At 37.0% G+C, this 26460-nt stretch carries 22 protein-coding genes, 2 pseudogenes and 1 riboswitch; of the genes and pseudogenes, 17 read left to right on the top strand and 7 right to left on the bottom strand.

Annotation, left to right across the window (positions count from 1 at the left end):
- Positions 1 to 16: 16 nt before the first annotated feature.
- Positions 17 to 1591 carry an amidohydrolase family protein gene (locus tag L3081_RS22800; RefSeq protein ID WP_242288573.1) on the bottom strand — a complete coding sequence of 525 codons (1575 nt, stop codon included), beginning with the start codon at positions 1589 to 1591 and terminating at the stop codon, positions 17 to 19.
- A gap of 111 nt (positions 1592 to 1702) precedes the next feature.
- On the opposite strand from L3081_RS22800, the gene L3081_RS22795 reads away from it, so the two are divergent.
- The 5 genes and pseudogenes from L3081_RS22795 (at position 1703) to L3081_RS22775 (ending at position 6425) form a co-directional block, all read left to right on the top strand.
- Complete coding sequence (locus L3081_RS22795) at positions 1703 to 2098, top strand: acyl-CoA thioesterase (protein WP_242288572.1); 396 nt, start codon at positions 1703 to 1705, stop codon at positions 2096 to 2098.
- A gap of 134 nt (positions 2099 to 2232) precedes the next feature.
- Positions 2233 to 2923 (top strand): annotated as a pseudogene (ssb, locus tag L3081_RS22790) (single-stranded DNA-binding protein).
- Between the two features lie 212 nt (positions 2924 to 3135).
- Positions 3136 to 4341, top strand: a complete 1206-nt coding sequence (locus L3081_RS22785; protein WP_242288570.1) for a DUF7380 domain-containing protein — start codon at positions 3136 to 3138, stop codon at positions 4339 to 4341.
- Positions 4342 to 4565: 224 nt separating this feature from the next.
- Positions 4566 to 4955, top strand: a complete 390-nt coding sequence (locus L3081_RS22780) for a DUF4209 domain-containing protein (RefSeq protein WP_242288569.1) — start codon at positions 4566 to 4568, stop codon at positions 4953 to 4955.
- Between the two features lie 510 nt (positions 4956 to 5465).
- Positions 5466 to 6425, top strand: coding sequence for a hypothetical protein (locus L3081_RS22775; RefSeq protein WP_242288568.1), 960 nt, complete (start codon positions 5466 to 5468; stop codon positions 6423 to 6425).
- Between the two features lie 135 nt (positions 6426 to 6560).
- On the opposite strand, the pseudogene L3081_RS22770 reads toward L3081_RS22775, so the two are convergent.
- The 3 genes and pseudogenes from L3081_RS22770 to ribB all read right to left on the bottom strand — a co-directional run bounded on the left by L3081_RS22770 (position 6561) and on the right by ribB (position 12401).
- Positions 6561 to 7818, bottom strand: a pseudogene (locus L3081_RS22770) (NRAMP family divalent metal transporter).
- 258 nt (positions 7819 to 8076) lie between these two features.
- Positions 8077 to 11286, bottom strand: a complete 3210-nt coding sequence (locus tag L3081_RS22760; RefSeq protein ID WP_420839785.1) for an amidohydrolase family protein — start codon at positions 11284 to 11286, stop codon at positions 8077 to 8079.
- A 476-nt stretch (positions 11287 to 11762) separates the two neighbouring features.
- Entirely contained in the window at positions 11763 to 12401 is a 639-nt protein-coding gene (gene ribB, locus L3081_RS22755; RefSeq protein ID WP_242288564.1) for a 3,4-dihydroxy-2-butanone-4-phosphate synthase, read from the bottom strand.
- A gap of 134 nt (positions 12402 to 12535) precedes the next feature.
- A riboswitch (FMN riboswitch) is annotated at positions 12536 to 12714 on the bottom strand.
- A gap of 226 nt (positions 12715 to 12940) precedes the next feature.
- Between ribB and L3081_RS22750 the strand changes: the two genes are divergently transcribed.
- The 6 genes from L3081_RS22750 to L3081_RS22725 all read left to right on the top strand — a co-directional run bounded on the left by L3081_RS22750 (position 12941) and on the right by L3081_RS22725 (position 18112).
- A complete protein-coding gene (locus L3081_RS22750; RefSeq protein ID WP_242288563.1) occupies positions 12941 to 13726 on the top strand; it encodes an alpha/beta fold hydrolase in 786 nt (261 codons plus the stop codon).
- Positions 13727 to 13892: 166 nt separating this feature from the next.
- Positions 13893 to 14120, top strand: coding sequence for a glutaredoxin family protein (locus L3081_RS22745; RefSeq protein ID WP_242288562.1), 228 nt, complete (start codon positions 13893 to 13895; stop codon positions 14118 to 14120).
- 139 nt (positions 14121 to 14259) lie between these two features.
- A complete protein-coding gene (locus tag L3081_RS22740) occupies positions 14260 to 15237 on the top strand; it encodes a tetratricopeptide repeat protein (protein WP_242288561.1) in 978 nt (325 codons plus the stop codon).
- 315 nt (positions 15238 to 15552) lie between these two features.
- Positions 15553 to 16203: a GGDEF domain-containing protein gene (locus L3081_RS22735; RefSeq protein ID WP_242288560.1), complete on the top strand. Its 651-nt coding sequence runs from the start codon at positions 15553 to 15555 to the stop codon at positions 16201 to 16203.
- Positions 16204 to 16435: 232 nt separating this feature from the next.
- A complete protein-coding gene (gene glnK / locus L3081_RS22730; protein WP_242288559.1) occupies positions 16436 to 16774 on the top strand; it encodes a P-II family nitrogen regulator in 339 nt (112 codons plus the stop codon).
- Between the two features lie 54 nt (positions 16775 to 16828).
- Complete coding sequence (locus tag L3081_RS22725; protein ID WP_242288558.1) at positions 16829 to 18112, top strand: ammonium transporter; 1284 nt, start codon at positions 16829 to 16831, stop codon at positions 18110 to 18112.
- 149 nt (positions 18113 to 18261) lie between these two features.
- On the opposite strand, the gene L3081_RS22720 is transcribed toward L3081_RS22725, so the two are convergent.
- Positions 18262 to 18999 carry a peptidylprolyl isomerase gene (locus L3081_RS22720; protein ID WP_242288557.1) on the bottom strand — a complete coding sequence of 246 codons (738 nt, stop codon included), beginning with the start codon at positions 18997 to 18999 and terminating at the stop codon, positions 18262 to 18264.
- A gap of 210 nt (positions 19000 to 19209) precedes the next feature.
- Here L3081_RS22720 and L3081_RS22715 point away from each other — a divergent pair, with 210 nt between their 5' ends.
- The 5 genes from L3081_RS22715 (at position 19210) to L3081_RS22700 (ending at position 23207) form a co-directional block, all read left to right on the top strand.
- Positions 19210 to 19623 carry a tetratricopeptide repeat protein gene (locus L3081_RS22715; RefSeq protein WP_242288556.1) on the top strand — a complete coding sequence of 138 codons (414 nt, stop codon included), beginning with the start codon at positions 19210 to 19212 and terminating at the stop codon, positions 19621 to 19623.
- Entirely contained in the window at positions 19550 to 21685 is a 2136-nt protein-coding gene (locus L3081_RS22710) for an ATP-binding response regulator (RefSeq protein WP_242288555.1), read from the top strand. The genes L3081_RS22715 and L3081_RS22710 overlap by 74 nt, the downstream gene beginning before the upstream one ends.
- A 59-nt stretch (positions 21686 to 21744) precedes the next feature.
- A complete protein-coding gene (locus L3081_RS22705; protein ID WP_242288554.1) occupies positions 21745 to 22059 on the top strand; it encodes an Hpt domain-containing protein in 315 nt (104 codons plus the stop codon).
- Between the two features lie 216 nt (positions 22060 to 22275).
- On the top strand, positions 22276 to 22503 hold the full coding sequence (locus L3081_RS28725; protein WP_338027476.1) for a hypothetical protein: 228 nt from the start codon (positions 22276 to 22278) through the stop codon (positions 22501 to 22503).
- 14 nt (positions 22504 to 22517) lie between these two features.
- On the top strand, positions 22518 to 23207 hold the full coding sequence (locus L3081_RS22700) for a Dyp-type peroxidase (RefSeq protein ID WP_338027475.1): 690 nt from the start codon (positions 22518 to 22520) through the stop codon (positions 23205 to 23207).
- Between the two features lie 33 nt (positions 23208 to 23240).
- On the opposite strand, the gene L3081_RS22695 is transcribed toward L3081_RS22700, so the two are convergent.
- On the bottom strand, positions 23241 to 23666 hold the full coding sequence (locus L3081_RS22695; protein ID WP_242288553.1) for a hypothetical protein: 426 nt from the start codon (positions 23664 to 23666) through the stop codon (positions 23241 to 23243).
- 68 nt (positions 23667 to 23734) lie between these two features.
- A complete protein-coding gene (locus L3081_RS22690) occupies positions 23735 to 24199 on the bottom strand; it encodes a hypothetical protein (RefSeq protein ID WP_242288552.1) in 465 nt (154 codons plus the stop codon).
- Positions 24200 to 24444: 245 nt separating this feature from the next.
- Between L3081_RS22690 and L3081_RS22685 the strand changes: the two genes are divergently transcribed.
- On the top strand, positions 24445 to 26253 hold the full coding sequence (locus L3081_RS22685) for an acyl-CoA dehydrogenase C-terminal domain-containing protein (protein ID WP_338027474.1): 1809 nt from the start codon (positions 24445 to 24447) through the stop codon (positions 26251 to 26253).
- Positions 26254 to 26460 lie beyond the last annotated feature (207 nt).

Here is a 26460-nt window from a genome sequence, read left to right as displayed (position 1 = left end):
AGCCGTAATTAGCGTGCTATTTATTTTTTTGTTGGCCTTTTGCTGTTTTTACTAACGATCTCACGTCGCTTAATAACGCTTTAGCATTATAAATAATACCGTCTTTAATTGTGTAGTTTACACCACCAACGCGTGTGGGAATATTATCATCACTTAAACGAAAATGGCCTGTACCGTACAGAACCTTAAAATTACGTAAAGGGTTTTCGTTTACGATCACTAAATCGGCTTTTTTGCCAACACGAATTGAGCCTATTTCATCTGCCATGCCTAGTGCTTCGGCACCATTTATTGTAGCGGCCTGTATTACCTCTAACGCATTAAAACCGACTTCACGTAATAATTCTAATTCACGAATATAACTAAAACCGTAAATTTTAAAAATATAACCAGAATCTGAGCCGGTTGTAACACGACCGCCATTATTTTTATAATCGTTAACAAAACTCATCCATTGTTGATAATTGTGCTTCCAGGCAATTTCATCATCAGTGGTCCAGTCAAACCAATAAGAGCCATGAGCATTACGACTAGGTTGGAAAAAATCCCATAACGTGGGTAATGTGTATTCTTTATGCCAGTCAGCATTCATATCGCGCATTAAATCACGACTGGCTTCATAAATGGTAAAGGTTGGGTCTAGGGTAAAATCAAGTGCGAGTAATTCATCGCGCACTTGTAGCCATTTTTCACTGCCTTCTTTAGCTGCTTGATTCCATAAACGGCCCGCTTCACCAAATCTGTCTTGTTCATTATTATAGTTATAATCAGGTGAATAATTTTGAATATGTTGATGTTCAAACAAGGCCTCAGGTAGCCCATACCAATGCTCCATAGAGGTTAAGCCTAAGCGGGCTGAATCAATGACATTCATATTGGTTACATCAAGTTGTGCATGATGCATCATACTTCCTAATCCTAGTTTTTTAGCTTCTGTTAGGGCTGCTTCCATAATAATTGGTGGCGCCCCAAAAAATTTAATGCCTTTTGCGCCTTGCTTAGCAATTGACTTAACCCATTTTTTTGCTTGTTCAGGGGTCGTAATACCTTCATCTAAACCAAGACCAAAGCCAAAATAAGGAATAATTCGTGGTGCTGCGATGCTGTTTTTGTTACTACGATTCACATGGTTCATAACCCATGGTATACCATTAAAACTACCGGGTTCTCGCACTGTAGTAATTCCGTGAGCAAGCCACAATTTAAAAACATATTCAGCAGGAATATTATCAGCACTGCCGCCAATATGACCATGCATATCAATAAAACCAGGCAATACGTATTGCCCTTCAATATTTAATTCTTTATCACCTTTTCTCACAACAGGACGTCGCTTTGAAGTAATAGGTACGCCTGGGTTGCCCACGTTCACTATTTGCGTGATACGATCATTTTCAATAACAATATCCATTGGACCACGAGCGGGAGCGCCTTCACCTGTCACTACAATACCGCCACGCAAGATTAAACGTTTGTATGGTCCATCGCCTTGAGTACGATCTGGTGCAGCTTGATCACCCTTAGCAAATGCTATGTTTGAGGTGGTAATAAGACTAATGAATACACTAAAAATTATATAAAAAAATTTCATGTTGGCTTCTTTGATTTTATTTGCTTTTACCTAGCTAATTTAGGCAGATTTTTATGTACGTTAACGTTACTATAGCGGTTATATATCGATAAAAATAGAGATTTGTCCTCCATGTTTACAGAAAAACTAATGCCACGCTTTAGTGATACCGATGCCTTAGGTCATATTAACAATACTAAAATTCCTGTTTGGTTTGAAGGAGGCAGAGAGCCTGTATTTAAGTTGTTTTCTCCCAACCTCGATCTAAAAAACTGGCAGCTAATTATTGCAAAAATTGAAGTGTCTTATCATGGGCAATTGTTTTATGGTCAAGAAGTTGAAATGCGTACTTATATTAGCCGTATTGGTGGCGCTTCATTCGATGTATATCAAGAGATTTGGCAACACGGTGAGAAATGTGTTTCGGGCACGGCATCACTGGTTTATTTTGACTATCAAGCTCAAGTGTCTAAGAAAATATCAGCGGACATAAGAGATGAGTTATCTAAACATTTATATCAAGGATAGTCCCTTGAATTTAATCCTATCTAGCTATAGAATTACTCTCTTAACTTAATTTTAAAAACGCTAGAATAAAGTGATTGATAAATATTCAATCCGTTTTAGCTGTGCGCAACTCATAATAGGCAATAGGATTTTTCATGGCCGGTGTAAATAAAGTAATTATTGTAGGTAACTTAGGTAAAGATCCTGAAGTGCGTTTTATGCCAAATGGCGGTGCAGTAGCAAATATAACTGTTGCAACGTCAGATACATGGAAAGATAAACAAACAGGTGAACAAAAAGAAAAAACCGAATGGCACCGTGTAGTGATGTTTGGTAAGTTAGCGGAAATTGCCGGCGAATACTTGAAAAAAGGCTCAAAAGTATACCTTGAAGGCTCATTACAAACCCGTAAATGGACTAACCCGCAAGGGCAAGATCAATATACCACCGAAATAGTATTGCAAGGCTTTAATGGTGTAATGCAAATGTTAGACAGCAAAGGGGCAGGTCAACAAGGTGGATTTGCACCGCAAAATCAGCAAACACAACAGCAAGGGCATGCACAAAATACTGGTTTCCAACAACAAGCGCCTCAACAACAAGCTCCGCAACAAGGTGGCTATGCACCACAAGGGCAGCAGCAAGCACCACAACAAGCTTATAATAAGCCAAAGACAGCAAGGCGGTTATACACCAACACCGCAACAACAAGCCCCTCAGCAGCAAGGTGGTTATGCTCAACAAGGTCAGCAACAAGGAGGCTTCGCACCACAACAGCCTCAACAAGCACCTAAAGTAAACCCACAAGAACCATCAATTGATTTTGATGATGATATTCCGTTCTAAATGATATAAAAGTACTTTTGTTAAGTTAATTAGATAAGAAAATAATAGTTTTTCTTTATTAATTAATATCATAAGTTAAATGTAGAGCCTCTATTTAATGTTAAGTTAATAGAGGCTTTTTTGTGGTTGTAGAAAAGTGTTAATATAAAATAATACCAAACCCAAGATAATTGCCGGCAGAATTCATATTCATAATATTAAGGAAGATATAAATGGAATCAAAAGCGTTATGTTTGCCTGAGGAATTTGTTTCTAAAAGCAATGAGATAGTTAAGCCCCCATATGAGCACGGATATTATTCAATCAGCTCTATTTATAGGGAGCACTCAAAATTAGAGCGAGAAAATCAAAATGAAGCCTTGGCAAATGCATTAGACTTAGCTGCCGCTATCTGTTCTATGATGCTTAAGCCAGACAGTGCCAATGAACCATTTCAGCCATTTATGCGATTGGAAGGTAAGCGCTCCGCAGTTGATGATGACTTTAACACTGAACAATTATCTTTCATTGAAAATGTATTAGCAGGTATTGAAGATCATTTAGTTAAAGCTCGGTTTGCAGATTTATTGTGGTTGTGTGTTAACCCCAAGAAAGTATCCTATATTCGTACAGCAATTGAACATTACCTAACTCTTCCTATCCACCCAGATACTTGGCATTCAGATATCGGGAACTGTTGGAAAAGGTGTATTCGGCTAGCCAGGCAGGTCAGAGATAGAGATTCGATAGAGAATATTGAAAATGCATTACAGTCAGCTCTTCAAAATGAATATCCAGATAGTTCATTCATGCACCTATGGATTGCTGAAATAATTGACACTAATGGATTATGTAGAGACCAAATTGAACCGTTGGCAGAGCTACTATTTGCTAAGGTTAAAGACTTTTATACAAATCAAGGTTATAGAGAAGCTAGAGAGTATTTAGCTCTGTCTGAACGTATTTTCAAATCGTTAGGTAAAGAGGAAAGTTGGTTAGATTGTTTATCGATAGCTGCGGACTGTTTTGAGTTAGAAGGTGATTCTAGGGGCCGAAGTAATGTTCCTAGCCAAATGGTTGCAAATTCATTTTATGAAAATGCACTACAAGCATATCGAAGAATACCTGTTGCGAGAAGAGATGAGCTAGGAGTAACTGAAAAGCTAAAGTCGATAAGAGATAAAATCACAGAAGCAGGTTCAGGTTCATTAGGTGAAATGGGCCTTATAAAAAGCCCAGGTATTGATATATCAGAGCTAGTTATTGGCGCTAGGAAACACGTTGGGAATAAGGAAACTCTAGAGCTTGCCCTGTTGTGTTTTACAGGCTTTTCTGTTCAAGGATATCAAGATTTACGCCAAAGGACTGTTAAGAACATTCAACAATTTCCGCTCAGTAATTTATTCGCCGGAACCCATATGGTGGTGATGGAAGAGTAATTGCTAAAACACCTGCTATCAATTTCGATCTTGATTCACATGAGAGCGATAAGTCCATTTTTAATAAAGTTGTTCAAACTTTTCATCAAGACATGCAATTGACTGTAGAGGGACAAATAATCCCCGCTCTAAATCAAATATTGTCTGAGTTCAGAGTAACTAAGGAATATTTAAGATTAATTTGTTATCACTCATCAATTGTACCAGAAGGAAGAGAGTACCTAATGGCCAGTGCACTTTGGAGTGGTTTCGAACATGATTTTGGGAATGGTATTCATTTATTGGCTCCGCAAGTAGAGCATATAGTAAGGATGATTTTAAAGGGCGAAGGAGTTCATACCTCAAATATCGACAGAGATGGTATTGAAAATGAAAACGGGTTAACTACATTACTTAATAACGAACGAGCTGAAGAAATTTTAGGTGAGGATTTACTGTTCGAGCTAAAAGCAGTATTCACCGAGTCAGTGGGGCCTAATCTACGTAATGAAGTTGCTCATGGTTTACTTAGTGATAGAAGTTCAAGTAGCGTAGCAAGTGTATATAGTTGGTGGATGATTTTGCGGTTAGTTGTGCGATCTCTTTATGAGACTGAGAAAGATAATAAAGACTAAAGAACTATATGGTAAAAGCGTTAAATTAAGCTCGCAATTTTTATAAACTCTATTTAAAGTTAACGTAAAATCATACAAAAACATTTCCAGATATCCGATTGGATTATTTAATCTTAATTAAAACAATGGGTTGATGTAAATTTACATAAATATTTTTGCTCTTTAGTGAGGGAAACTGTTCTAGTTTTCCAAAAAATAAATTGTAAAGTTTAAATTAAATAAAACCTTGTTAATTCAGGGGTTTTTGTTTTTTGTGATTTGTATTTATTTCATGAATTTAGATTAGTATGATTTTTTAAAAATAAATTGAACTTATTTTGAAAAGAATGCTCTTACTTAATAGTTATGTTATTCCCTTAATGTTTCATGTTTGTATGCATCTATTTTATAGATGCATTTTTTTTTGCCATTTTTTAATAAAATCAACATAAATTTGCCAATTGATTAACCGAAAGCGGAGTTTTGGTGCATAATTTAAATAACAATATGAACTGTTAATAAAAAGAAGTTATGAGTTTGATGAGAGCTGTTTTTATATTGGCCATTCTCTTTATGCCTGATGCAATTGCACAGGAGAAGAGTGATACTCCTATAGAGTTAATCGTTGTTTATCCAAAACCTGAAGATGATTGGTTGTTTGGTTTTCATGATGCGATCAGCGATTCAGTTTATGGTACGGCGCAGTGGTTTGATAGCTTTTTTGCAAGTGATGAAATCGACGGAACCAAAACGGAATCATCCCTTCGAGTCCGCGTTGGGGAGCCAAGGGCGAGAGATTTAGATGTGTTTACACAAAAATTTCGGTTGCGTTTAAAGCTACCAAATTTAGAGCAAAAAATAGATTTTATTTTTTCTGATGAGTTGGATGACAATCAGGGCAACAATGATTATAAGGGGCAAAACTTAACCTCTAAAGGCGGCGACACATTTACTGCAGCAATTCGATTAATTAATAGTAACAAAGCTAATAGGTTTATCGATAGCAGAATTGGTATTTCTAGCGGCGACCTGTTTGCTAAGGTTAGGTTGAAGTACCTAACAGAATTTGCCGAAAATCATCTGTTTGAATTTCAACCATCCATTTATTATTACTTAAAAGATGGTTTAGGTAAGGGGATATTTTCTGAATATAATTATAATTATTCAAAGAATAAGCAATTTAGAACGAATATTAGTGTGAGGTTTTCGCAAGCATTTGAAGGGTATAAATGGAAACATGAAAGTTACTTTTTACGTCAAATTGATAGACGACAAGCTTCTGCTATAGGTTTTGTAATTCAGGGTGAAAATAATGCTAAGCGAGGCTTTGTGGCTGATAACTATAAGTTGAGCTATCTCTATCGCGCTAATGCTTACCGTAAGTGGCTATTTTTTGAAGTTGAACCTTTTTTAGAATGGCCGGAAGAAGATAGTTACTCAACCACACCAGGGATTGCTTTACGAGTAGAAGGCTATTTCAATCAAAATTAATAAAAGGTAGATAATGGGTTGGTTGAATGTGTATAGTTTTTTTAATATGAGGTTGCCGTTTTTATTTATAAAAACGGCATAACTTTCATGTTTATCAATTATTCATTTGAGGTAGCTTGATGCAACGGTTTGACGTTAAGAGATAAACTTCCACCAGAGAAAAAAGATGCTGAAGACGGTTAGTAGCACTAAACAAGATAAAGTATAGATTTTAAACCAACCCTGTGGTTTTAATTTATCATCCACATCAGCTCCCATGATAACTTTATAATTTAACCAAGCATAAATAGGCGCGCTCACAAAAGATACGGTAGTGACAAAATCAAGCAGTGCTTTAATATCAGCAGAAAAGTCGCTGATAATCCACCAACTTCCAACGGCTAAAATGGCAAGCGAGATGATATAAACCTTATTTGCTCGTTTGTTTTTTTCAGCAGGGGGCAAGGTTGATATCATGACAAATGCTCTTTTCCATACTTGTGGAAAACCATCAGCAACAGCAAATGTTGTAGAAAACAAGGCAATAAATGTCACAATAGCCATTAATAACCAACTCCAATCACCTAAAGCATTGCTATAAATGCCTACTAGTTGCCCAACAAAAGCTGCTGCACCTTTAGCAAAACCTTCTCCTTGTCCAAACATTAGCAATGAACCCAACCACACAAAAATAATGGCCAGAACAAAACTTGTGAGATAGCCAATGTTAAAATCAATACTGGCATTTTTAGCGGTTTCTTTACTGGGTTTGTTCCCGCGAGAAATAGTCCACAATGAATGCCATACTGATATTTCAATTGCCGTTGGCATCCAACCGATTAAGGCGACAATAAAGGCGATGCTAGCCGCTGAAGTGAGCGATATTTCAGGTGCCTGTGCGGAAGGTGAAAACCCTAATTTTCCAACGGCAGCAAACCATGCAATAAGGCTACATACGACAAGTACCAACATCATCCATTTAAGCAAAATATTTAACAGCTTATAATGACCAATAATCAATACAGCACAAACAATGACAAGCACTAAAGCTGCCCACTGTGAGAGTGAAATAACATCACCAAATAAGTTCATTGCTAATGCCGCGGTTACAATCGTCACGCCTGATTGAACAAAAAACATAGTAAGAAACGTAAGGATCAGAAATAGATAAAATGCCCAATTACCTACTTTTTTATAACCATCTAGCAAACTTTTACCGGTTAACCCAAAGATATTGGGGACCAAACAAGAAAAAAGGATACTTAATAACATGAGCAAGAATGATAAAGCCTAACAAGGCGAAACCAAAATCAGCGCCTGCTCTTGTTGCTTGTACAATGTGAGAAACACCTATGCTTGTTGCAGCCCACACAATACCAGGCCCTAAAAGGGCAAAATATTTAGTTAATTTCATTTTAATATCTTTAATTTGTTAGTGAATTTGATTTTAAGTAGTATGTTTGAAAAACACTTTTTGTTGGCATGGTTATCGCTATTCTTCAATTTAAGGCAAACTAGCTAAATGATGCGATTTTTTGTTGAAAACAGCAATAACAAATTTACTGGCATTATCAAGGGATGTTTATCTTTCATGTTTATAAAGATAAAAAAGCCCTGCAGCATTACTACAGCAGGGTTTTATGATTTATCTAAAATCACCTACGATTATCGGCTACTTTTCGAAGTAAAACTTATGACGTTTATTGTCATAGTTACCGATTTCATTCATGGTTTTAGCATCGTATAAGCGACCGTTAACCATGGTATAAACGATTTTATCACTTTGCCTGATATCTTTAGTAACATCTCCTTCAATGACAATGATGTCTGCAAGTTTACCGACTTTAAGAGAACCTAATTGACTGTCTAAGCCTAACGTTTCTGCAGGCGAGATAGTGGCGGTTTTAATGGCTTCTAATGGTGACATACCCCCTTGAGCCATCATCCACATTTCCCAATGCATACCTAAACCTTCACGTTGTCCGTGACCTCCAGAATTGACATGAATACCTAAATCTTGCATTTCTTTAGCTACCTTAGCTACATTTTTATGGTTGTAATGATTTTCAGGTGCCGTAGTGCGACGCATTGAGCGAGGATCTAGTATGTCACTAGGTACATATTTACTTAACAGCGGATGTTTCCAAACTTCTGTTTTGTCATACCAGTAATGTTCACCCCAAATGCCACCGTAGGCAACAATAAGTGTTGGTGTGTATGCCATTGTTGATTGTGACCAAAGTTGTTTTACATCGTCATACACTTTCTCTGTTGGAATTGAATGTTCTAAGGTTGTGTGGCCATCAATAACCATTGATAAGTTATGTTGTAATAGTGAACCACCCTCGGGCACTACCATCATGTCTAATTCACGTGCTGCTTGGATAAGTTGTTGACGTTGATCACGACGAGGTTGGTTATAACTTTTGACACTAAATGCGCCTGCTGATTTTAAACGCTCTACGTGAAATTTAGCATCATCAAGGTTATCAACATGCGAGGTATAACCTGCAACGGTTGCACCGTACAAAATAGTACCTGTTGAAAACAACCGCGCAGCAGTGATTTTACCGACTTTTTGCATTTCACTTGCCGCAAAAAACTCTGTGGTATCGTTTGATGGATCATGAATTGTTGTCACACCCAATGCTAAACCGGCGTAATTTTTCCAGTTTTGTTGTGGAATAATTTCGCTGCTGCCTTGTGGACCGTGAGCATGAGCATCGATTAAACCAGGCATAATAGTTTTACCGATAGTGTCAATTACTTTAGCACCACTTGGTACCTTAACCTGATCTTTTTTTCCAATGGTTTTAATGGTATTACCTTCAACGATAACAATACCGTTTTCAATAACTTGTTCGCCTTCCATTGTGACCACGGTACCACCAACAAAAGCAACAATACCTGATGGCTTGTCTGCTTTTTGCTTGTAGCTTAAGTTAGTTACAGTAGGTTCAACTTTTTCCTCTTCAACTTGGCTCACAATGTCAAACGCACCAGTTATAGGGGCTTGATATAAGTTAGGACCTAAACTCCAATGAAGTTCGTTTGAATCTATGTTCCAGTTAATGCCTTCACCTGCACGTGTAGAAAGTTGTTTAACCGGTAAATTTTTAGCTTTAGGACCAATATCAATCACGTCACCACGTTCTATCATGGGGGTAACAAACACTTTAAAGCGCTCTGCAAAGGCTAACTTTTTCCCATCAGGTGATACTTTATACTCAGTGGAAAATTCGCCTTGGAATAGTTTTTTCTCATGCTGTCCGTCTAGATCAATACGCGTTAAACTAGGTTTTTCACCGTCTCGAATAACGTAAATACGATCATTTTTACTGCCAAAGTGAGGTTGTAAGCCTGACTCAGTAATGAATGTGGCATCGCCACCTTTGGCCGATACATGATAGATGCCTGGGTTTAAGCCCCAGTTAGGATCGGTAATGTACCCTCCCGTTATTTTTCGGAAAACAACTGTTTTACCGTCAGGAGAAAAACTAGGCTCAATATATTTACCTGGCTCTTTGATTAAGCTTTTACCTTTGCCACCACGTGCTGATACCACGCGTAGTTGACCTTGATTTTTGTCATTCCATGTGGCGTAAACAATTTTTTTACCATCACGAGAATAACTTGGATTAAGTTCAAAGTGATCCTTTTGACTTGTTAAGCGTTTGGGCTTTCCGTCAGGTAAACTACGAGTGTATATATAGCCCATAGATTCAAACACGACATTTTTTCCATTAGGCGATACTTCAATATCACGTAACATTTTTATATCAAAATTATCTTGGTTAACCTCTTGCTGATAACGTAACGCGGTTTGAATTTTCTTTTCTGTTTTCACATGAAATTCAATAGGCTCAGATTTTTTACTGACAACATCTACTTTATTGATTTTACCACCGCCCCAGAAAACCATCTCTGCACTGTCAGGTGTCCAGGCGAGTGTAGGGTAAACACCATGAATAGCCCATGTTTCTTGCATGTCGCGTTCTAACTTTCCGTAAATTTCGGTTTGTTCACCACTTTTAAGATCATATACGTAAAGTTTTGACTGGAAATCATCACGGCTAATAAACGCTAAATATTTGCCATCGGGTGAAGGTGTTGGACGAATAGCGCCACCTGTACCCGAAATAACGACATTTATTTCACCGGTTTCTAAATCAAGGCGTTTAATTTTGTAAAAGCCTTTGGTTGAATCTTTACTATAATGAAAGGTTTTTCCTGGCGATGAGTCTTGTGAGAAATAAACATATTTTCCGTCGTGTGAAAAAGCGGGTTCACCTAAATCTTTTTGTTGATCGGGGCGTTTAGTGAGCATTACGCCGCTGCCACCCGTTTTATGGTACATCCATACTTCACCGGCACCTAACGAACGACTACCGGTAAAATGCTTACGACCGACAATATAATTACTGTCTGGTGACCAAGCGGGGCTATTAAGTAAACGGAATTTTTCTGAGCTTATTGCTTTGGCATCACTGCCGTCAGCATTCATCATCCACAGGTTATCGCCACCGTTTTCATCGGATGTAAAGGCAATATATTTACCGTCGGGACTAAAGGTTGGCTGCATTTGCCATGCAATATCTGTCATGAAAGGCTTAGCTTCGCCGCCAGTTATTGGCATACTATAAATATCACCTAATAGATCAAATATTATGGTTTTTCCATCGGGACTGATATCGACGTTCATCCATGTTCCTGCACGAACATCGATGTTAACGGTTTTGAACTCTCCTTGCGGGGCATTCACTGACCAACTCGGTTTTTCATCATTTTTATCTGACGCTTCTTTTTCAAATGCGTTACTTTGAGATACAGGAAGTAACATCATTATTGATAACGCAAGAGAAGTCAGTTTTATTTTTGTAATTAACATCTGATCACTATTCCTTTTATATGAACCATGGATTTTTACCCATTAATTTCTACCTGTTAAGTACATCATAAATTTATCATAAAGGTAATGGTTTAAAGTTGAGTAACCTATCTTATACGATGAAATTCACTCAGGATATGGATTAGAAGAAAATTGATTGAGGCGATAACTTTCCTTGAACATATCTAGGTACAAGTGTTCGGTTCATTTTAACTTTTTCGAGTACGCCGCCAAATGTCATCGTAGATACAATCATTTTAATATTAAATCTGGGAATTAAAAAAAAACAACACAAGAGGCGATAGGTATTTTGTCAATTGTGTTTGTATTGTTCAATACAATAAAAACCACTGTTTTAAGTGGCTTTATTCATCAATAATATGCCCGTGACTTCCATATAGTGTCTCGTTTAAAGGGTGCTTAATACCTAGGAAAACAGTATCTTGAATAGCAACGGGTATAATCTATGCTCAGTTTAAAGTGCGGTATTTAACTATGTCTTCGATACTCAAAACAACCATGTCATGTTTTATAGCAAACTGACATATTTCAGGTAACCTAGCCATTGTTCCATCTTCATTGGTTAGTTCGCATAAAATACCTCTCGAATTTAACCCGACAAGTTTGATCAAATCTATGGTTCCTTCGGTATGTCCTCTTCTAACAAGAACACCGCCTGAATCAGCCGGCAAAGGGAACACGTGACCTGGCGTGTTAAGATCATCGGGTGTACTATCCTGGTTGGCTGCCGTTTGAATGGTGTGAACCCTATCAGCTGCTGAAACACCTGTTGTAACACCATGTTTTGCTTCAATTGTGACAGTATACGCTGTTTTATTACGACTGGAATTATCTGATACCATTTGCGGTAGGTTAAGACGTTTTACATCATCCTGCTCTAAAACTAAACAAACAATACCGCTACATTCTCGGATCATCATTGCCATTTGTTGTTGCGTAATATGTTGGGTTGAAAAAATAAGATCGCCTTCATTTTCACGATCTTCATCGTCTACTAACAACAAACCTTTACCGGATTGAAGTGCATGTACTGCGGATTCGACCCTTTGATGGGCTGTTCCAAATTGACTAAGTAGTGACTGACTCATGGTAAATTTCCTCTTTAGTTACCAGAATCAGGGCGCAAAGAGATACAGAAAATTTTCTGTAAACAAAACGATTCGTTTAGTCCTCAGTTATTTTACGGGTAGCCGCATAAACTGATCGCTAAATAAATGGATTGTTTTAAACTCTCTCATCCGGACTATAACCGTCGGCTCTGGAATTACACCAGATCTGCTGACCTCTTAAGGTTAAATAAAACGAATAAGAGCGCTCGCGGGCTACCTTAAAATAAATCGGAATTGATCTATGTGATAAGTTACCGCCGGTGGGGAATTTCGCCCCGCCCTGAGATTAAAACATTATGTATGCGGTTAATATTACCGCGTGGAGGATTTTACGGGAGAATTATTAAGTAGGCAATAATTCTCTAAAATTCCCGTGTTTTAGAGTACTTGAACGATATCAATTCAAGGCAAGGTTTTGTAATAACGGTTGTTCCCTTATAAAAAGTGTAATGTGTTTTGGTAAATGGCTTTAGAATAGTTAGAAAAACACGAGAGTTTATTCATCGAACGGATATGTTATGACCACTTTAAAAGAAAGTAAAATTACCCTTTTTGATAAAAGTATTTATATTAAAATGTGGATTCCTGAAAACTTAAACTCTACCGTTCCTATTATTCTAATTCATGACTCATTGGGGTCGGTAGATTTATGGAAGGACTTTCCGCTTAAATTATCACAGGTAACGGCAAGACAAGTTATTGCTTATGATCGATTAGGGTTTGGAAAATCAGATCCTTGCGTTGAAAAGCCCACTGAAAATTTCATAATAGAAGAAGCTGAAGTGTTTTTTCCAGTTCTGAAAAAGCAATTATTAATTCAAAATTATGTATTGTTAGGGCACAGTGTTGGAGGTGGGATGGCTATTAATATAGCGGCAAAAGATCACGAGTGTTTGGGCGTTATATCTATTTCGGCGCAGGCTTTTATTGAAAAAATTACGCTTTCGGGAATAACAAAAGCTAAAGAATTTTTCATGAGTGATAACCAAATAAAACGCTTAGAAAAATGGCATGGTAGCAAAGCAAAAAGGGTATTAAATGCTTGGGTTGATATTTGGTTATCACCTGAATTTTCTCAATGGAGTTTGAGATATTGTATTCAAGATGTTAACTGCCCAACGCTGATTATACATGGCGACAAAGATGAATATGGAACCACGGCTTTTCCACACTTTATTGCAGAACATGTCGGAGGGTATTCAGATATGTTAATCCTTAATGATTGTGGGCATGTGCCCCATAAAGAGAACACGAATGAGGTGCTAAAGGCTATTTCACGTTTTTTATTGTTAGAAAATGTGTGAGTTTAAATAGAATGAACGACATCACGACACGAACACAGTAAACTCTGTTCAAGGCAATGTCATTTTTTGATGCCGTCGTGCTAGGTATTAAAGTAAAGGTATTAAAGTAAAGCGTAAAGCATTACATGGTATTGGCTTTCCCTAGCTAAAATTAAGAGGATAAATCGTGAAACGGATAGTACTTTATACCATGGAAAAGTGTCCACATTGTCAAACAGCAAAACGTTATTTGGATGAAAAAAATATCCCTTACCGTTTATGTAATGTTAAAACAGCGAAAGGTCAAAAAGAATTCTCAGCCTTAGGAATGCGTGGCGTTCCTGTATTGAAAATAGGCGATAAGCTGCTAAATGGCTTTTCGGTCAGTAATTTTAATAAGTTATTCAAAAGTTAACTTTGTTTTCTTAATTACTTATTTAAGATACCCACAACTTCATGTTAGGCTATATTACTTATACGCGATGTGTATACGCGATGTGCGCCAAGTTTGTTTATTTGTGGAACGTAGAAACATATTTTAGGAATGAATCACTTTGCGATTAGTCTTTTTAAGTATTTTATTTATATTTTTCAGCGGTTATTGTTTTGTTGCTAATGCAGCGAACATTACCGACAGCACTGTCTTGGAAAATATGGAAGAAGAATTAAATAAGCAACCCCTAAAAACTTACCAATTTTTAATGACTCAAGCTGAACAGCTTGATGATATGTCAGCCGACTACAAATCATGGTGGTTGTTGCGTAAAGCACAAGCTGAAAATTTATTATATTTTTTTAATAGATTTGAGCAAACGGTTCAGCAAACACTCGCTGCAGTAAGTCAGCAATCACCTCCCAAGGTACTCATTAATTTAGATATTTTTCGTGGTATGATTCTTCAGCGCAAAGGACGATATCGATTATCAGAATCAATATTAAAAAAAGCCAAGCAAGCAGCACTTAAGAATAAGTTCACTTATTTAGCCGTTTTGGCAAAACAAGAACTAGCTTTTACAAAAAGTTTAACCCAGGTATACCAAACCTCGTTAACTGAATTACAGCAAGCTTATCTCGAAGCATTTGCCTTACATGATAACTTTTTATTGGCAAAGATTAATGAGGTGTATGGCGCAATTTATGGTTACATGGATGATTATGGTAAATCTATTGAGTATTATCAAAAAGCACTAGCAAGTTATCAACAGTTAGGTTACCCAAATCATCAAGCTGAAGCAATTTTCGGCTTAGCTTCTACCTACCGCTATTGGAAAAAATATGGGTTAGCAATTGAGTATTATCAGCGTTATAAAGAGATAATTAATTTTAGTCCTAATAACACGGATGCTAAATTTTATGCCGCGTATGGCATTGCTATGAGTGAAGCTGAGCAGGGTAATTGCCGGCAGGCGTTACCGTCTATTGAGTACGCGATTAAATTAGAAGGGCTAATTGATTACAAAGCAGAATTGTATAAGCGAAAATCTCAATGCTTACTTGCCTTTGGCAAGCTTGATGAGGCGGAGAATCGTTAAATAATGCGATTGAAATTTTTAACGGAATTCCTGAGCTAAATGGTACTCATTGGCAAATTGAGATATATAAAATTAGTGCAGAACTAGCAGAAGCTCAAGGGAATAGCCAGGAAGCTTATCGACTGTTAAAGCAGTTTAATAAAAAAGAGGTTGAGCTCTTAAAAAAGAATATGTCGGATCGTTTATTATATCTTAGGGGATCGTTAGAGGCAGAGCGGCAAGATGTAGAAATATCGTTGTTACAGCAGCGTTCAAAAGTCCGAAGAACTTGAATTTGAACAACAAAAACAAGCCGGTATCATTCAAGATTATATAATGGCTTTTATTTTTTTACTGGTGTTTTTTCTGCTCTTCTTTGCTTACTTTCAGTGGCACCATAATAAAAAGCTAACGCGATTATCCATACGCGACACCTTATCAAACTCTTTTAATAGACGATATGTTTTCAACTATTTACACAAGTCGGTCGATGCGAATTATTCTGAAAAAAACACAGTCTCTATTATGGTGATAGATATTGATGACTTTAAGCAAGTTAATGATAAGTATGGTCATCCTTTTGGGGATGGCGTTATTCGAACAATAGCTGAAATTGGTAATGAAATTTTAAGAACAGAAGATATTATCGGGCGTGTAGGCGGTGAAGAATTCCTCTGTGTTTTACCTCGAATAGATGCCGTTCAAAGTTTACATATTGCCCGCCGATTTGTGAATAAAGTAAATGAGCATAAATTTACTACTGAAGCTAATCACTCCAAAATTCAACAAGTAAAAGTGACTGTTAGTATCGGTTTATCGACAACATCTAAAACGACTCGAACAAGCTCTCAGTTATATGTACAGGCAGACAAAGCGTTATATCACGCGAAATCGAGTGGTAAAAATAGAGCTATTCAATATCAAGATTCAATGCAATATGCGAATTCAGGCAATACCAGTAAGAAAAGTATTACGTTTGAAGACTAAGTATTACCTCAAGTATTCTTAACGCTACATATACTTAGCACCCAAGTACACCTCTCTTTGCACCAAATAAAAACTCAATAATTTATTATTGTGCTTTTTTGGTGCGCCCTCTAATTCCAAAAAAATGGAAAACTAGTTAACCTACTGATATTTAAGATGTATTCATTGTGGCACATGAATTGAATTACATAGTTCAATATAACCCAAAAAAATATTAAATAGAGGTCTTACAATGAAAATAGTTAACGCAATTATTAAACCATTTAAATTAGATGATGTCCGTGAAGCCATTTCTGAAATTGGTGTCGAAGGGATAACCGTATGTGAAGTTAAAGGTTTTGGTCGCCAAAAAGGGCATACGGAATTATACCGTGGTGCAGAATATCAGGTTGATTTCTTGCCAAAAGTTAAACTTGAAATAGCCGTTAATGACGACATTGTAGAACGTTTAGTTGATGCAATTAGTAAGGCCGCTTACACAGGTAAAATTGGTGATGGCAAAATTTTTGTTTATAACCTTGAACAAGTCATTCGTATTCGTACCGGCGAACAGGGTTCTGAGGCTATTTAGTCTCTTTTGCTCTCAATCGTGAATAATTCAGATATAACAATTATAGGATAAATTATGGAACAGAATATTTTTCAACTTCAATACGCCTTAGATACTTTTTACTTTTTAATCTGTGGTGCACTAGTCATGTGGATGGCTGCCGGTTTTTCAATGCTAGAGGCCGGCTTAGTTCGCGCTAAAAATACCACAGAAATTTTAACAAAGAACGTCGCGCTTTACGCTATTGCGTGCATTATGTATTTAGTTGTTGGTTACGACATAATGTATGGTGGCGGGATATTCTTAAACGGAATAGGGTTAGATGGTGCAGCAGATGCTGAAGCCTTAGTTGGTACGGTGTTAGCAGAATCAGCAGAAGCAGGCTTTGATGGTGGATCTGTTTATTCAAACGCTGCTGACTTTTTCTTCCAGGTTGTGTTTGTTGCAACAGCAATGTCAATTGTATCTGGTGCAGTAGCTGAGCGTATGAAACTATGGGCTTTCTTAGCTTTTACTGTTGTGTTAACAGGCTTTATCTATCCAATGGAAGGTAAGTTTTGGACTTGGAATGGCGACGCTGTATTTGGTTTATATACATTGGGTGACCTAGGTTTTTCTGATTTCTTTGGTTCAGGCATTGTTCATATGGCCGGTGCTTCTGCTGCATTAGCCGGTGTATTATTACTGGGTGCTCGTAAAGGTAAATACACTAAAGATGGTAAAATAAATGCTATCCCAGGTGCTAACTTACCTATGGCAACATTAGGTACGTTTATTTTATGGATGGGTTGGTTTGGCTTTAACGGTGGCTCAGTATTGAAGCTTGCTGATATTAACAGCGCAAATTCAGTTGCGATGGTATTCTTAAATACTAATGCTGCCGCTGCCGCCGGCGCAATAAGTGCACTAATTTTAGCTAAAATATTATTCAAAAAAGCTGATTTAACTATGGTATTAAACGGTGCGTTAGGCGGTCTTGTTGCTATTACTGCAGAACCGTCAACACCATCACCGTTACAGGCAACAATATTTGGAGCAATCGCGGGTATTATTGTTGTACTTTCAATCATTGGTTTAGACAAATTGAAAATTGATGATCCAGTGGGCGCTATTTCAGTTCACGGTGTTGTTGGTTTATTTGGTCTACTTATTGTGCCATTAACAAACACAGGTGCTACGCTTAGTGGTCAATTAATTGGTGCGGCAACAATTTTTGTTTGGGTATTCGTGACTAGCTTCATTGTTTGGTTTGCACTTAAAGCCATCATTGGTATTCGTGTTAGTGATGAAGAAGAGTATGAAGGCGGTGATATCTCTGACTGTGGTATGGAAGCTTATCCAGAGTTTACTCGAGGTTAGTAGTACGCTAAGCGACTTTTACTCAAGTCAGCGTGAGTTAAGCTAACAGTATATACTCCGTAAAAATGACAATTAAAAAAAGCAGCGTTTTCGCTGCTTTTTTATTGATTTAATTAATTGAAATTTTTACAATTATTAAAATTACTCATTTAACCAACACGTTTTTTTATCACCCAAGGTAGTAAGCAGAGTAGATAAAACCAAGTGAACGAACCACCACTACTATCATTATTTATAGGAGCTGTTGGTTCTGTAGGTGATGATAGTAATGTGTTTTTAACTGGGTTTAAATCATCAGCAGTAGCTTCTGAGCTATCAATAATAGTCATGTTTTCAATGACCACAAAGTTCTCAATGCCCGGAGAGGCTAAATCAGCACATTGCTGTCCCTCGTTAACTACCATAGGTATACCTTGTAAAGACCCTGCATTGCATAATTTAAGTTGCGCTATTTTTTCGATAACAGTCATACCATCGCCAATAACCTGACCAAAAACGGTAAAACCGCTGTTTTGTACATCTAAATTACTGGCATTATTGGCTAAATTGAAAAACCATTGATCCGTGGCGCTATTAGCACTGTCGCTAAGTTTAGCCATGGCTATGGTACCTTTAACATTCGAGTAGATAGGTTCGTTTATTACAGGACTATTCGTTTCAAGGCGAGTTAAAGGCCACGCACCTTCAAAGGTAAATCCACCACCTTGAACAACAAACCCTTCAGAAACACGGTGTACTACAGAATTTGTATAGTGCTCTTCATCAATATATTGTAGAAAGTTAGCCACTGTTTTAGGTGTGGTTTTATCAAATAAGTTCACCTGAATAACACCTTGCGACGTTTTAAATTCTACAATAGTTGCTTGTGCAGCGAATGTTAAACTCATGGATAACATTGCAGTATAAAATAATTTTTTTATCATGTTTACTTACGACCTATTTAATAAATATGGATGCATCATAATGGTAGTTTCAAGGTAATTCAACTGTCAGACTATATCGTTTGCAATGTCTAAACAGTTACATTAAAGAAGTTTTAGTGCTATAACTGAGCGAACATATTTTCTTCTTTAATTATTTATTGTCCAAGGTTTGCTATGCGGCGCAAGTTGTTGCTATCTATTTTTTTATTTTCAATTGCACTCAATGTTCAAGCCCTATCGATTGACGACCAAGTAGCTGAAATTCAAAAACTAGAAGATAAATCAATTGTTGTGAATCGTTTGAGTAAGCTATTATCAAACAACTTGCTGAGTCATAGTCAACGCTTAAATATTTTGTTGGTGCAAGGTCGCAGTTACTTAATGCTAAGTGATTTACAAAAAGCCTTAATTACCATTCAAGAGGCAAAGGTATTAGCGACTCAAGAAAATTTTCCTTTACAGCAAGCTCAAGTTAATAAGTTACTGGGAATTGTTTTTTATTATCAAGGTCAATATGAGCAAGCATTGTCAGCCTACCAAAGCGCTTTGGATTTTTTTAAATACCACACACACACCGTTCTCACCTGAAATTGCCATTAAACAAGCTAACTTATTGAACAATATTGCGTTAGTACAAACAGCGAAAGGTGATTCCTTTTCCGCTCTCAATGCATATCAAGAAGCCGACTCCTTGTATCAACGATTTGGCGATGAAGTGGACAAAATTGATGTTCGATATAATCTTGCGGTACTTTATATAAGCCTACGACGTTATGATATTGCTATTAGCATGCTTAAAGATGTTATAACAAGGCGACAGGCTATTAAGGATGAACAAGGTGTCGCTAAAGCGTCGGGTGATATAGGTGTTGCTTATAAGTATTCGGGGCAATATAAGAAGGCCGAGCAATATGCCTTTGATGCGTTGAATTATTTTAATGAGCACGGTATTCAATTTGACAGTGTTGGGCAGTTGCATAATATAGCGGAAATCAGTTATGAATTATCTGCGATGGAAAAAGCATTTACTTATGCAAGCCAAGGTGCTGAGTTAAGCAAAAAAATTGGACATCAGATGGCTTATGCAGGCTGTTTACAAACAACGGCTAAGGTTTTTTATTATCGGGGGAATATTAAACAGTCACGTGAGTATGTTGAACTTTCAAATTCTATAGCAAATGAAATGGGTTTCCAACGGTTACTCACTGAAAACTTAGGGTTAATGTCACTTATTTTTGCAGCTGAAAAAAAGCCAGTTGACGCATTAAAATCCCAGTTGAAGTATCAAAAATTTCGTTTGAAATTATCAAATGACACACTCAATGAACAGTTAGCACAGTTTGAGTCTGATCAACTAACCCGACAAGTAAAAAACTTACAGCAAAGCAAAAAGTTGCAGCAATTAGAATCAACACAAGATGCGCAGTTTCGACAGTTTATTGTACTGGGCGTTGCTTTTTTATTGGTGGTACTGTTCTTGATTTATCGTCGTTATCTTGAGCGCCATTTAACAAAAGAACTAGAAAATCGTGTGAAACAGCGTACCGAAGCATTAGAATTTTTAACTAAAGAATTGCAAGATGCTAACATGATCAAAAGCCAATTTTTAGCAAATATGAGTCATGAAATCAGAACGCCATTGACGGCCGTGCTAGGGCAAGCAGAGGCCATAATTCATGGTGATTTTGATGATGATAGTATCGTCAAAGAGGTAGCTATTATTCATAGTAACAGCTTGCACTTATTACAATTAATTAATGATATTTTAGATTTAAGTAAAATTGAAGCAAATAAGTTTGAACTAGATAATAGGCAGCAAAATTTACACGATATAGTGAATAAACTCAGTGATATGTTTGTGGAACAGGCCCAACGGAAACATCTATCTTTCACTATAACTCATCAGTTACCAAGACCATTCATTATTGACGTAGATGGTTTACGATTAAAGCAAATTCTAATTAATCTTTGTTCAAATGCGATTAAATTTACCAGTGAAGGGTGGGTGTCTTTAGATATTGCTATTATCAATAAAACATTGCTGTTCACGATTACGGATACAGGTATTGGCATGAGTGAAGAGCAAATGAGTAAAGTGTTCAATATCTTTACTCAAGGTGATAATAGCATTAGCCGACGTTTTTCTGGTTCGGGATTAGGCTTATTCTTATCAGAGCAACTAGCCAAGGTTATGTCGGGTAGTATTAGTGTAAGTAGTCAGTTAAATCATGGTAGTACTTTTGTTCTTAAATTACCTTTTGGTGAAATATATCCGGCGTTAACGCATTGCCAAGAAGATGAGGAAGCATTACTTCACACGTCAAATGAAACTCAATATGTAGGTACAATTCTTTTAGCTGATGATCACGATGATAACCGACGGTTAATTGCCCGATTGCTTATTCGTTTAGGGTTAGATGTGATTGAAGCATGTAATGGGATGGAAGCTGTGGAGTTGTGTATAAAACACCGACCAAGCTTAATTTTATTAGATATTCAAATGCCTAAAATGGATGGAATAGAAGCGTTGGTGAAATTGAAAGAGCTCGGTTGTAATCAACCTATTTATGCTTTAACAGCTAATGCTATGTCCCATGAAATAGCACAATATTTAGCGCTGGTTTTGCCGGGCATCTTAAAAAGCCAATAGAACGAGATGTTTTTGTTGCAACAATCGCAAAACATTACGCTGTTGTTAATACAACCTCTATGACGCATGGCACCGAACATAACGAGTATAATATTGATATATCTGATCTCACAGAATCGTTTGTGCAAAATTTAATACAGGACAAAGACGATATTTTACAATGCTGTAATAACCATGACACAGAGTGTTTGTCTAGGGTAGCACACAAAATTTCTGGTGCTGCTCAAATGTTTGGTTTTGTAGAATTATCACAAAGTGCGGCTGAATTAGAGCGAGCTATTAAAAAACAGCATGTTAATATCGTAAATGATCTAACCGATTGTTTACTCGATGAAATAAACGCCATACTGCACCAAAACAAAAAAAATAATTAGAGAATACTCGCGGGTTATCGCGGTGAAAATCGTTGCAAGAACCTCACTAAAATTTTGCTCTTATGGTCTAACATATTGTTTGTTTAATGCTCACCAATAAAACACTGAGTAGGGATGACATTTAATCAAATTAGTAGAGTGCTTTGCCACTCGCATCTACAAGTGGTTTGGGTATATACTCTTACTATTAAAGCTACAATACTACTGGGATTTCAAATGGCTAGAGAACAATTCGGGGTTTGTGCAGAACCAAACTTACATGGCAATTATTTACTATTTAATGTGTTAGATGATAAAAATGCCTTTATTAGAGCCGCTTTGTCTCGTTTACCTGCGTTATTTGATGATTATTCTGACCAATTTTCGGAGGCAAATTTAACCAGTGTGATTGCCATAGGAGCCAATTATTGGGATGAATTTTATCCTTTGGCACGCCCTTATTAAAGCCATTTCCTTCAATGAATGATGAAGATAGAGTTGCACCAAGTGACAATGTTGATATTTATATAGAAATACGTAGTGATCGTGCTGATGTTAATCATATCGTGTGCTCTAAGGTGTGTCAGTTACTGGCTGATAGTGTTGAGCTTATAGAACAAATACAAGCATTTCGTTTTCTTGATGGTCGTGATTTAACCGGTTTTGTTGATGGCACAGAAAATCCACAAGGTATGCATCGTAGAGAAGTTGCACTTGTGCATGCCAGTGATGATGCTATTTTCTTTGCCGGAGGAAGTTATTTACATACCCAACGTTATCGCCATAATTTAACCTTGTGGCGTTCATTAAAAGAGCAAGAGCAAGAAGATGTTTTTGGTCGTACTAAAATTGATAATATTGAATATGATGATGAGCAAAAGCCATTATCGGCGCATACTAAACGTACTAATTTAAAAGATGGAAATGGAAAGTCTATTGAAATTTTACGTCAAAGCATGCCATACGGCGATATGAAGCAGCAAGGGTTATTTTTTATCTCATATTGTCAATCGCCGGTGCCTTTCGAATTGATGTTGAAAAGTATGATACATGGTGATGGGCATGGCAATGTTGACTCGTTACTTAAATATACCCAAGCTGAAACAGGTTCGGCATTCTTTGCCCCTAGCTTAACTTTTTTAACCGAGTTGCTAGAGGACGAAAGCTAACCCTGATCTCATGAGTATAACGTGTTTTTTCTGCTATAGAACCTCATCAGCGAGAAAAGGCTCTACCACGTAACGCCCTTGATTTATTGCTAATTCAGATTCAGGGGCCAGTTTACCTAGTTTATAAAGACCTGGACCTGTGGGTTCACCTAGCAGATAATTTACACCTTGATACTCTATCGTCATTTCTCCAGTGGTAGCGGGTGTCGCTATACCAATAAAAGCATGTTGATCAATAAAAATCATTACCATGGGTATTCTTGGCATTAATGCACGTAAAATCGTCGCGGTTAATGTGACTTTACTATCGCAATCTCCTTGGTTTTCCCATAATAACTTTGCGGGTGAATTAAAACCAGTCCCAGAGGACGTAACCCTAGACTCTAATGTTGCGTAAGGGATGTTTTGTACAAAACTAAGTACGTAATCCGTTACCTTACGAATGTTTTTAATGGACACTTGTTCTAAAATTACTGGCTTAACTCCTTTAAAGTCGGCAACAGACTCATTAGCAATCCGAGTATGATCTATTTTAATACCTGCGACCTGGTCAGGTGTATTAAAAACTTGATAATAATTTTTTTAAAATATTGTGCAGTAGCCTCGCGTTCTATTTCTTTTACTCTTTCGTAGGCTTTTGAAACATGTTCATCTTTTAATCCTTTGACTTGTAGGACCGTTTTCCCATTTTGCTGTAAGAATAAAGCTTGTGCTTCTTGCAAAGGTGTCTGGCTTAGTTGTTGTTTTACGGCACGTATAATTGTTTTTTGTGCAAAGTCACTTTGATAACCACGAAGCATTCTAAAGCGTTGAAATAAAGCATATTTATTTAATAAAAAACTCATTGATTGGTTTTGATTATCATGATCAAGCCATTGATAATTGAAACGGTATTGGTCGTCTTCTTTTTGTTTAGAAAAACTAAGCTGTTTAGCGTCTACCAATCCTGTTACGCATAACGAGAGACAAAGTAATATTTTAATGACTTTCACTAGTATTCCTCACAAACGTTCCCTACTTAATTCTTTAACATTAACATCATTAACGCAAGGTTTAACAAAATATCAAATAGAACTTGGCAATTTCCGCGCATTAAACTTTACTTTAAACATGATTAATGCAAGAATCAAACAACTGTTTGAATTGGTCGTTTGATTTTAATTGGCGCCTTTTAACTAGCGTTATCGTTAGTATTAACCGAAAGATTAATAAAATTTGAAAATAATAAGGAGTTATTGTGGCTGAATATAAAGTTCCATTAAAAGATATGAGCTTTTTGCTGTATGAAGTATTTCAAGCGGACAAAATGTGGCAAAACCTACCAAAACTAGCACAACAAGTTGATAAAGAAACAGCACAAGCTATTCTGCAAGAATGTGCAAAAATAGCTGAACAAGAATTAGATCCAATTGCTCGACAAGGCGATGAAATAGGAGTTAGCTATAAAGATGGCGTAGTAACCACCGCTCCTGGTTACAAAAAAGCATTTCAAACTTATGTTGATGGTGGATGGACAGCGCTTGGCGGTGATGTAAATTATGGTGGCATGGGCATGCCTAAGATGCTTACTGGTTTACATGAAGAAATGTTATGTAGTGCTGATATCTCATTTGCACTTTACCCCGTGCTCACTGCGGGCGCTGCATTATCTTTGGCCAAACATGGTGATGAAGCATTAAAACAACGTTACCTTACACGTATGTATTCTGGTGAATGGTCGGCATCTATGTGTTTAACTGAAGCACATTCAGGTTCAGATTTAGGCATTATTCGCACTAAAGCAATACCACAAGAAGATGGCACCTATAATGTTTCAGGTACTAAAATTTTCATTACAGGCGGTGAGCACGACTTAACCGAAAATATTGTCCATTTGGTGTTAGCAAAATTACCTGACGCCCCTGCAGGTCCTCGCGGAATATCATTATTCTTAGTGCCTAAATTTCAGGTTAATGATGATGAAACGTTAGGAGAATTTAATAACGTAAGCTGTGGCTCAATAGAACATAAAATGGGTATTCATGCTTCTGCCACCTGTGTTATGAATTTTGATGACTCAAAAGGTTACCTAATTGGTGAACTAAACAAAGGCTTAGCCTGCATGTTCACCATGATGAATTTTGAACGCATTGGTGTGGGTATTCAAGGCTTAGGTGCCGCAGTCCGCTCATACCAAAATGCACTAGAATATGCTAAAGATCGCCTCCAAGGCCGAGCACTTGACAGTAAGCAAAATGGTGTGAAGAATCCTAGTCAAGAGGCTGACTCTATAATGGTACATGGCGATGTTCGCCGTATGTTATTAAATATGAAGGCGTTAAATGAAGGTTCACGTGCACTTTCTAGCTATATTTCAATGCAGTTAGATTATGCCACCTATGGTGAAGGTGATGAGCAAGTAAAAGGCGAGACATTAGCCGCATTAATGACGCCTGTAGCGAAAGCATTTTTTACTGATTTAGGTTTTGAAAATACGGTAGCGGGGCAACAAGTATTTGGTGGTCATGGTTTTATTCGCGAATGGGGACAAGAGCAGTTAGTACGAGATGCTCGTATTACACAAATATACGAAGGCACTAACGGCATTCAAGCAATGGACTTGTTGGTTCGAAAAATAGCAACATCCAACGGTGCAATGTTAAAAGTCTTTACCGACGAAGTAAACACTTACATTAATGAAAACAAAGATAATGATGTGATGGCAGAATTTATTGCACCCCTTGGTGATGCCGTTAATGATTTAACTCATTTAACGACAGATTTATTGGCCAAATCTCAAACTAACATTAATGAGCTTGGTGCTTCTGCTAACGATTATTTACATGTGTTTGGATACACGGCAATGGCTTATATATGGGCACGAATGGCACAAGTATCGTTATCGAAAAAAGATAACAATGGCGAGAGTGGTGATGATTTTTATCAAAGTAAATTGCATACAGCTCGTTATTTTTATACGCGTATACTTCCTCGTCGACTTTCATTAATTGCCTCAGCTAAATCTGGTTGTGACTGTCTATTTGATATTGATGATGAGCTATTCTAGTTAATTCAATTAACGAGTAACAGACCCTAGTAAACCCCGTCGACAAACGGGGTTTTTTTATACTATTTTTATACTAACGGGAATATAAATAATATCTTCTTTTTTAACTTTTAATCGTTGAGTGTTATAAAGCTTTCTTGTATTCACATTAATTTTAAGGCATGTTTAACATTTATGATAATGATAATCAGTCATTAAGGCATTTCA

This window comes from Colwellia maritima, assembly GCF_022669015.1.
Lineage (GTDB): Bacteria > Pseudomonadota > Gammaproteobacteria > Enterobacterales > Alteromonadaceae > Colwellia > Colwellia maritima.
Note: the sequence above shows the minus strand (reverse complement) of the source record. Positions and strands in the feature narration are given on the sequence as shown.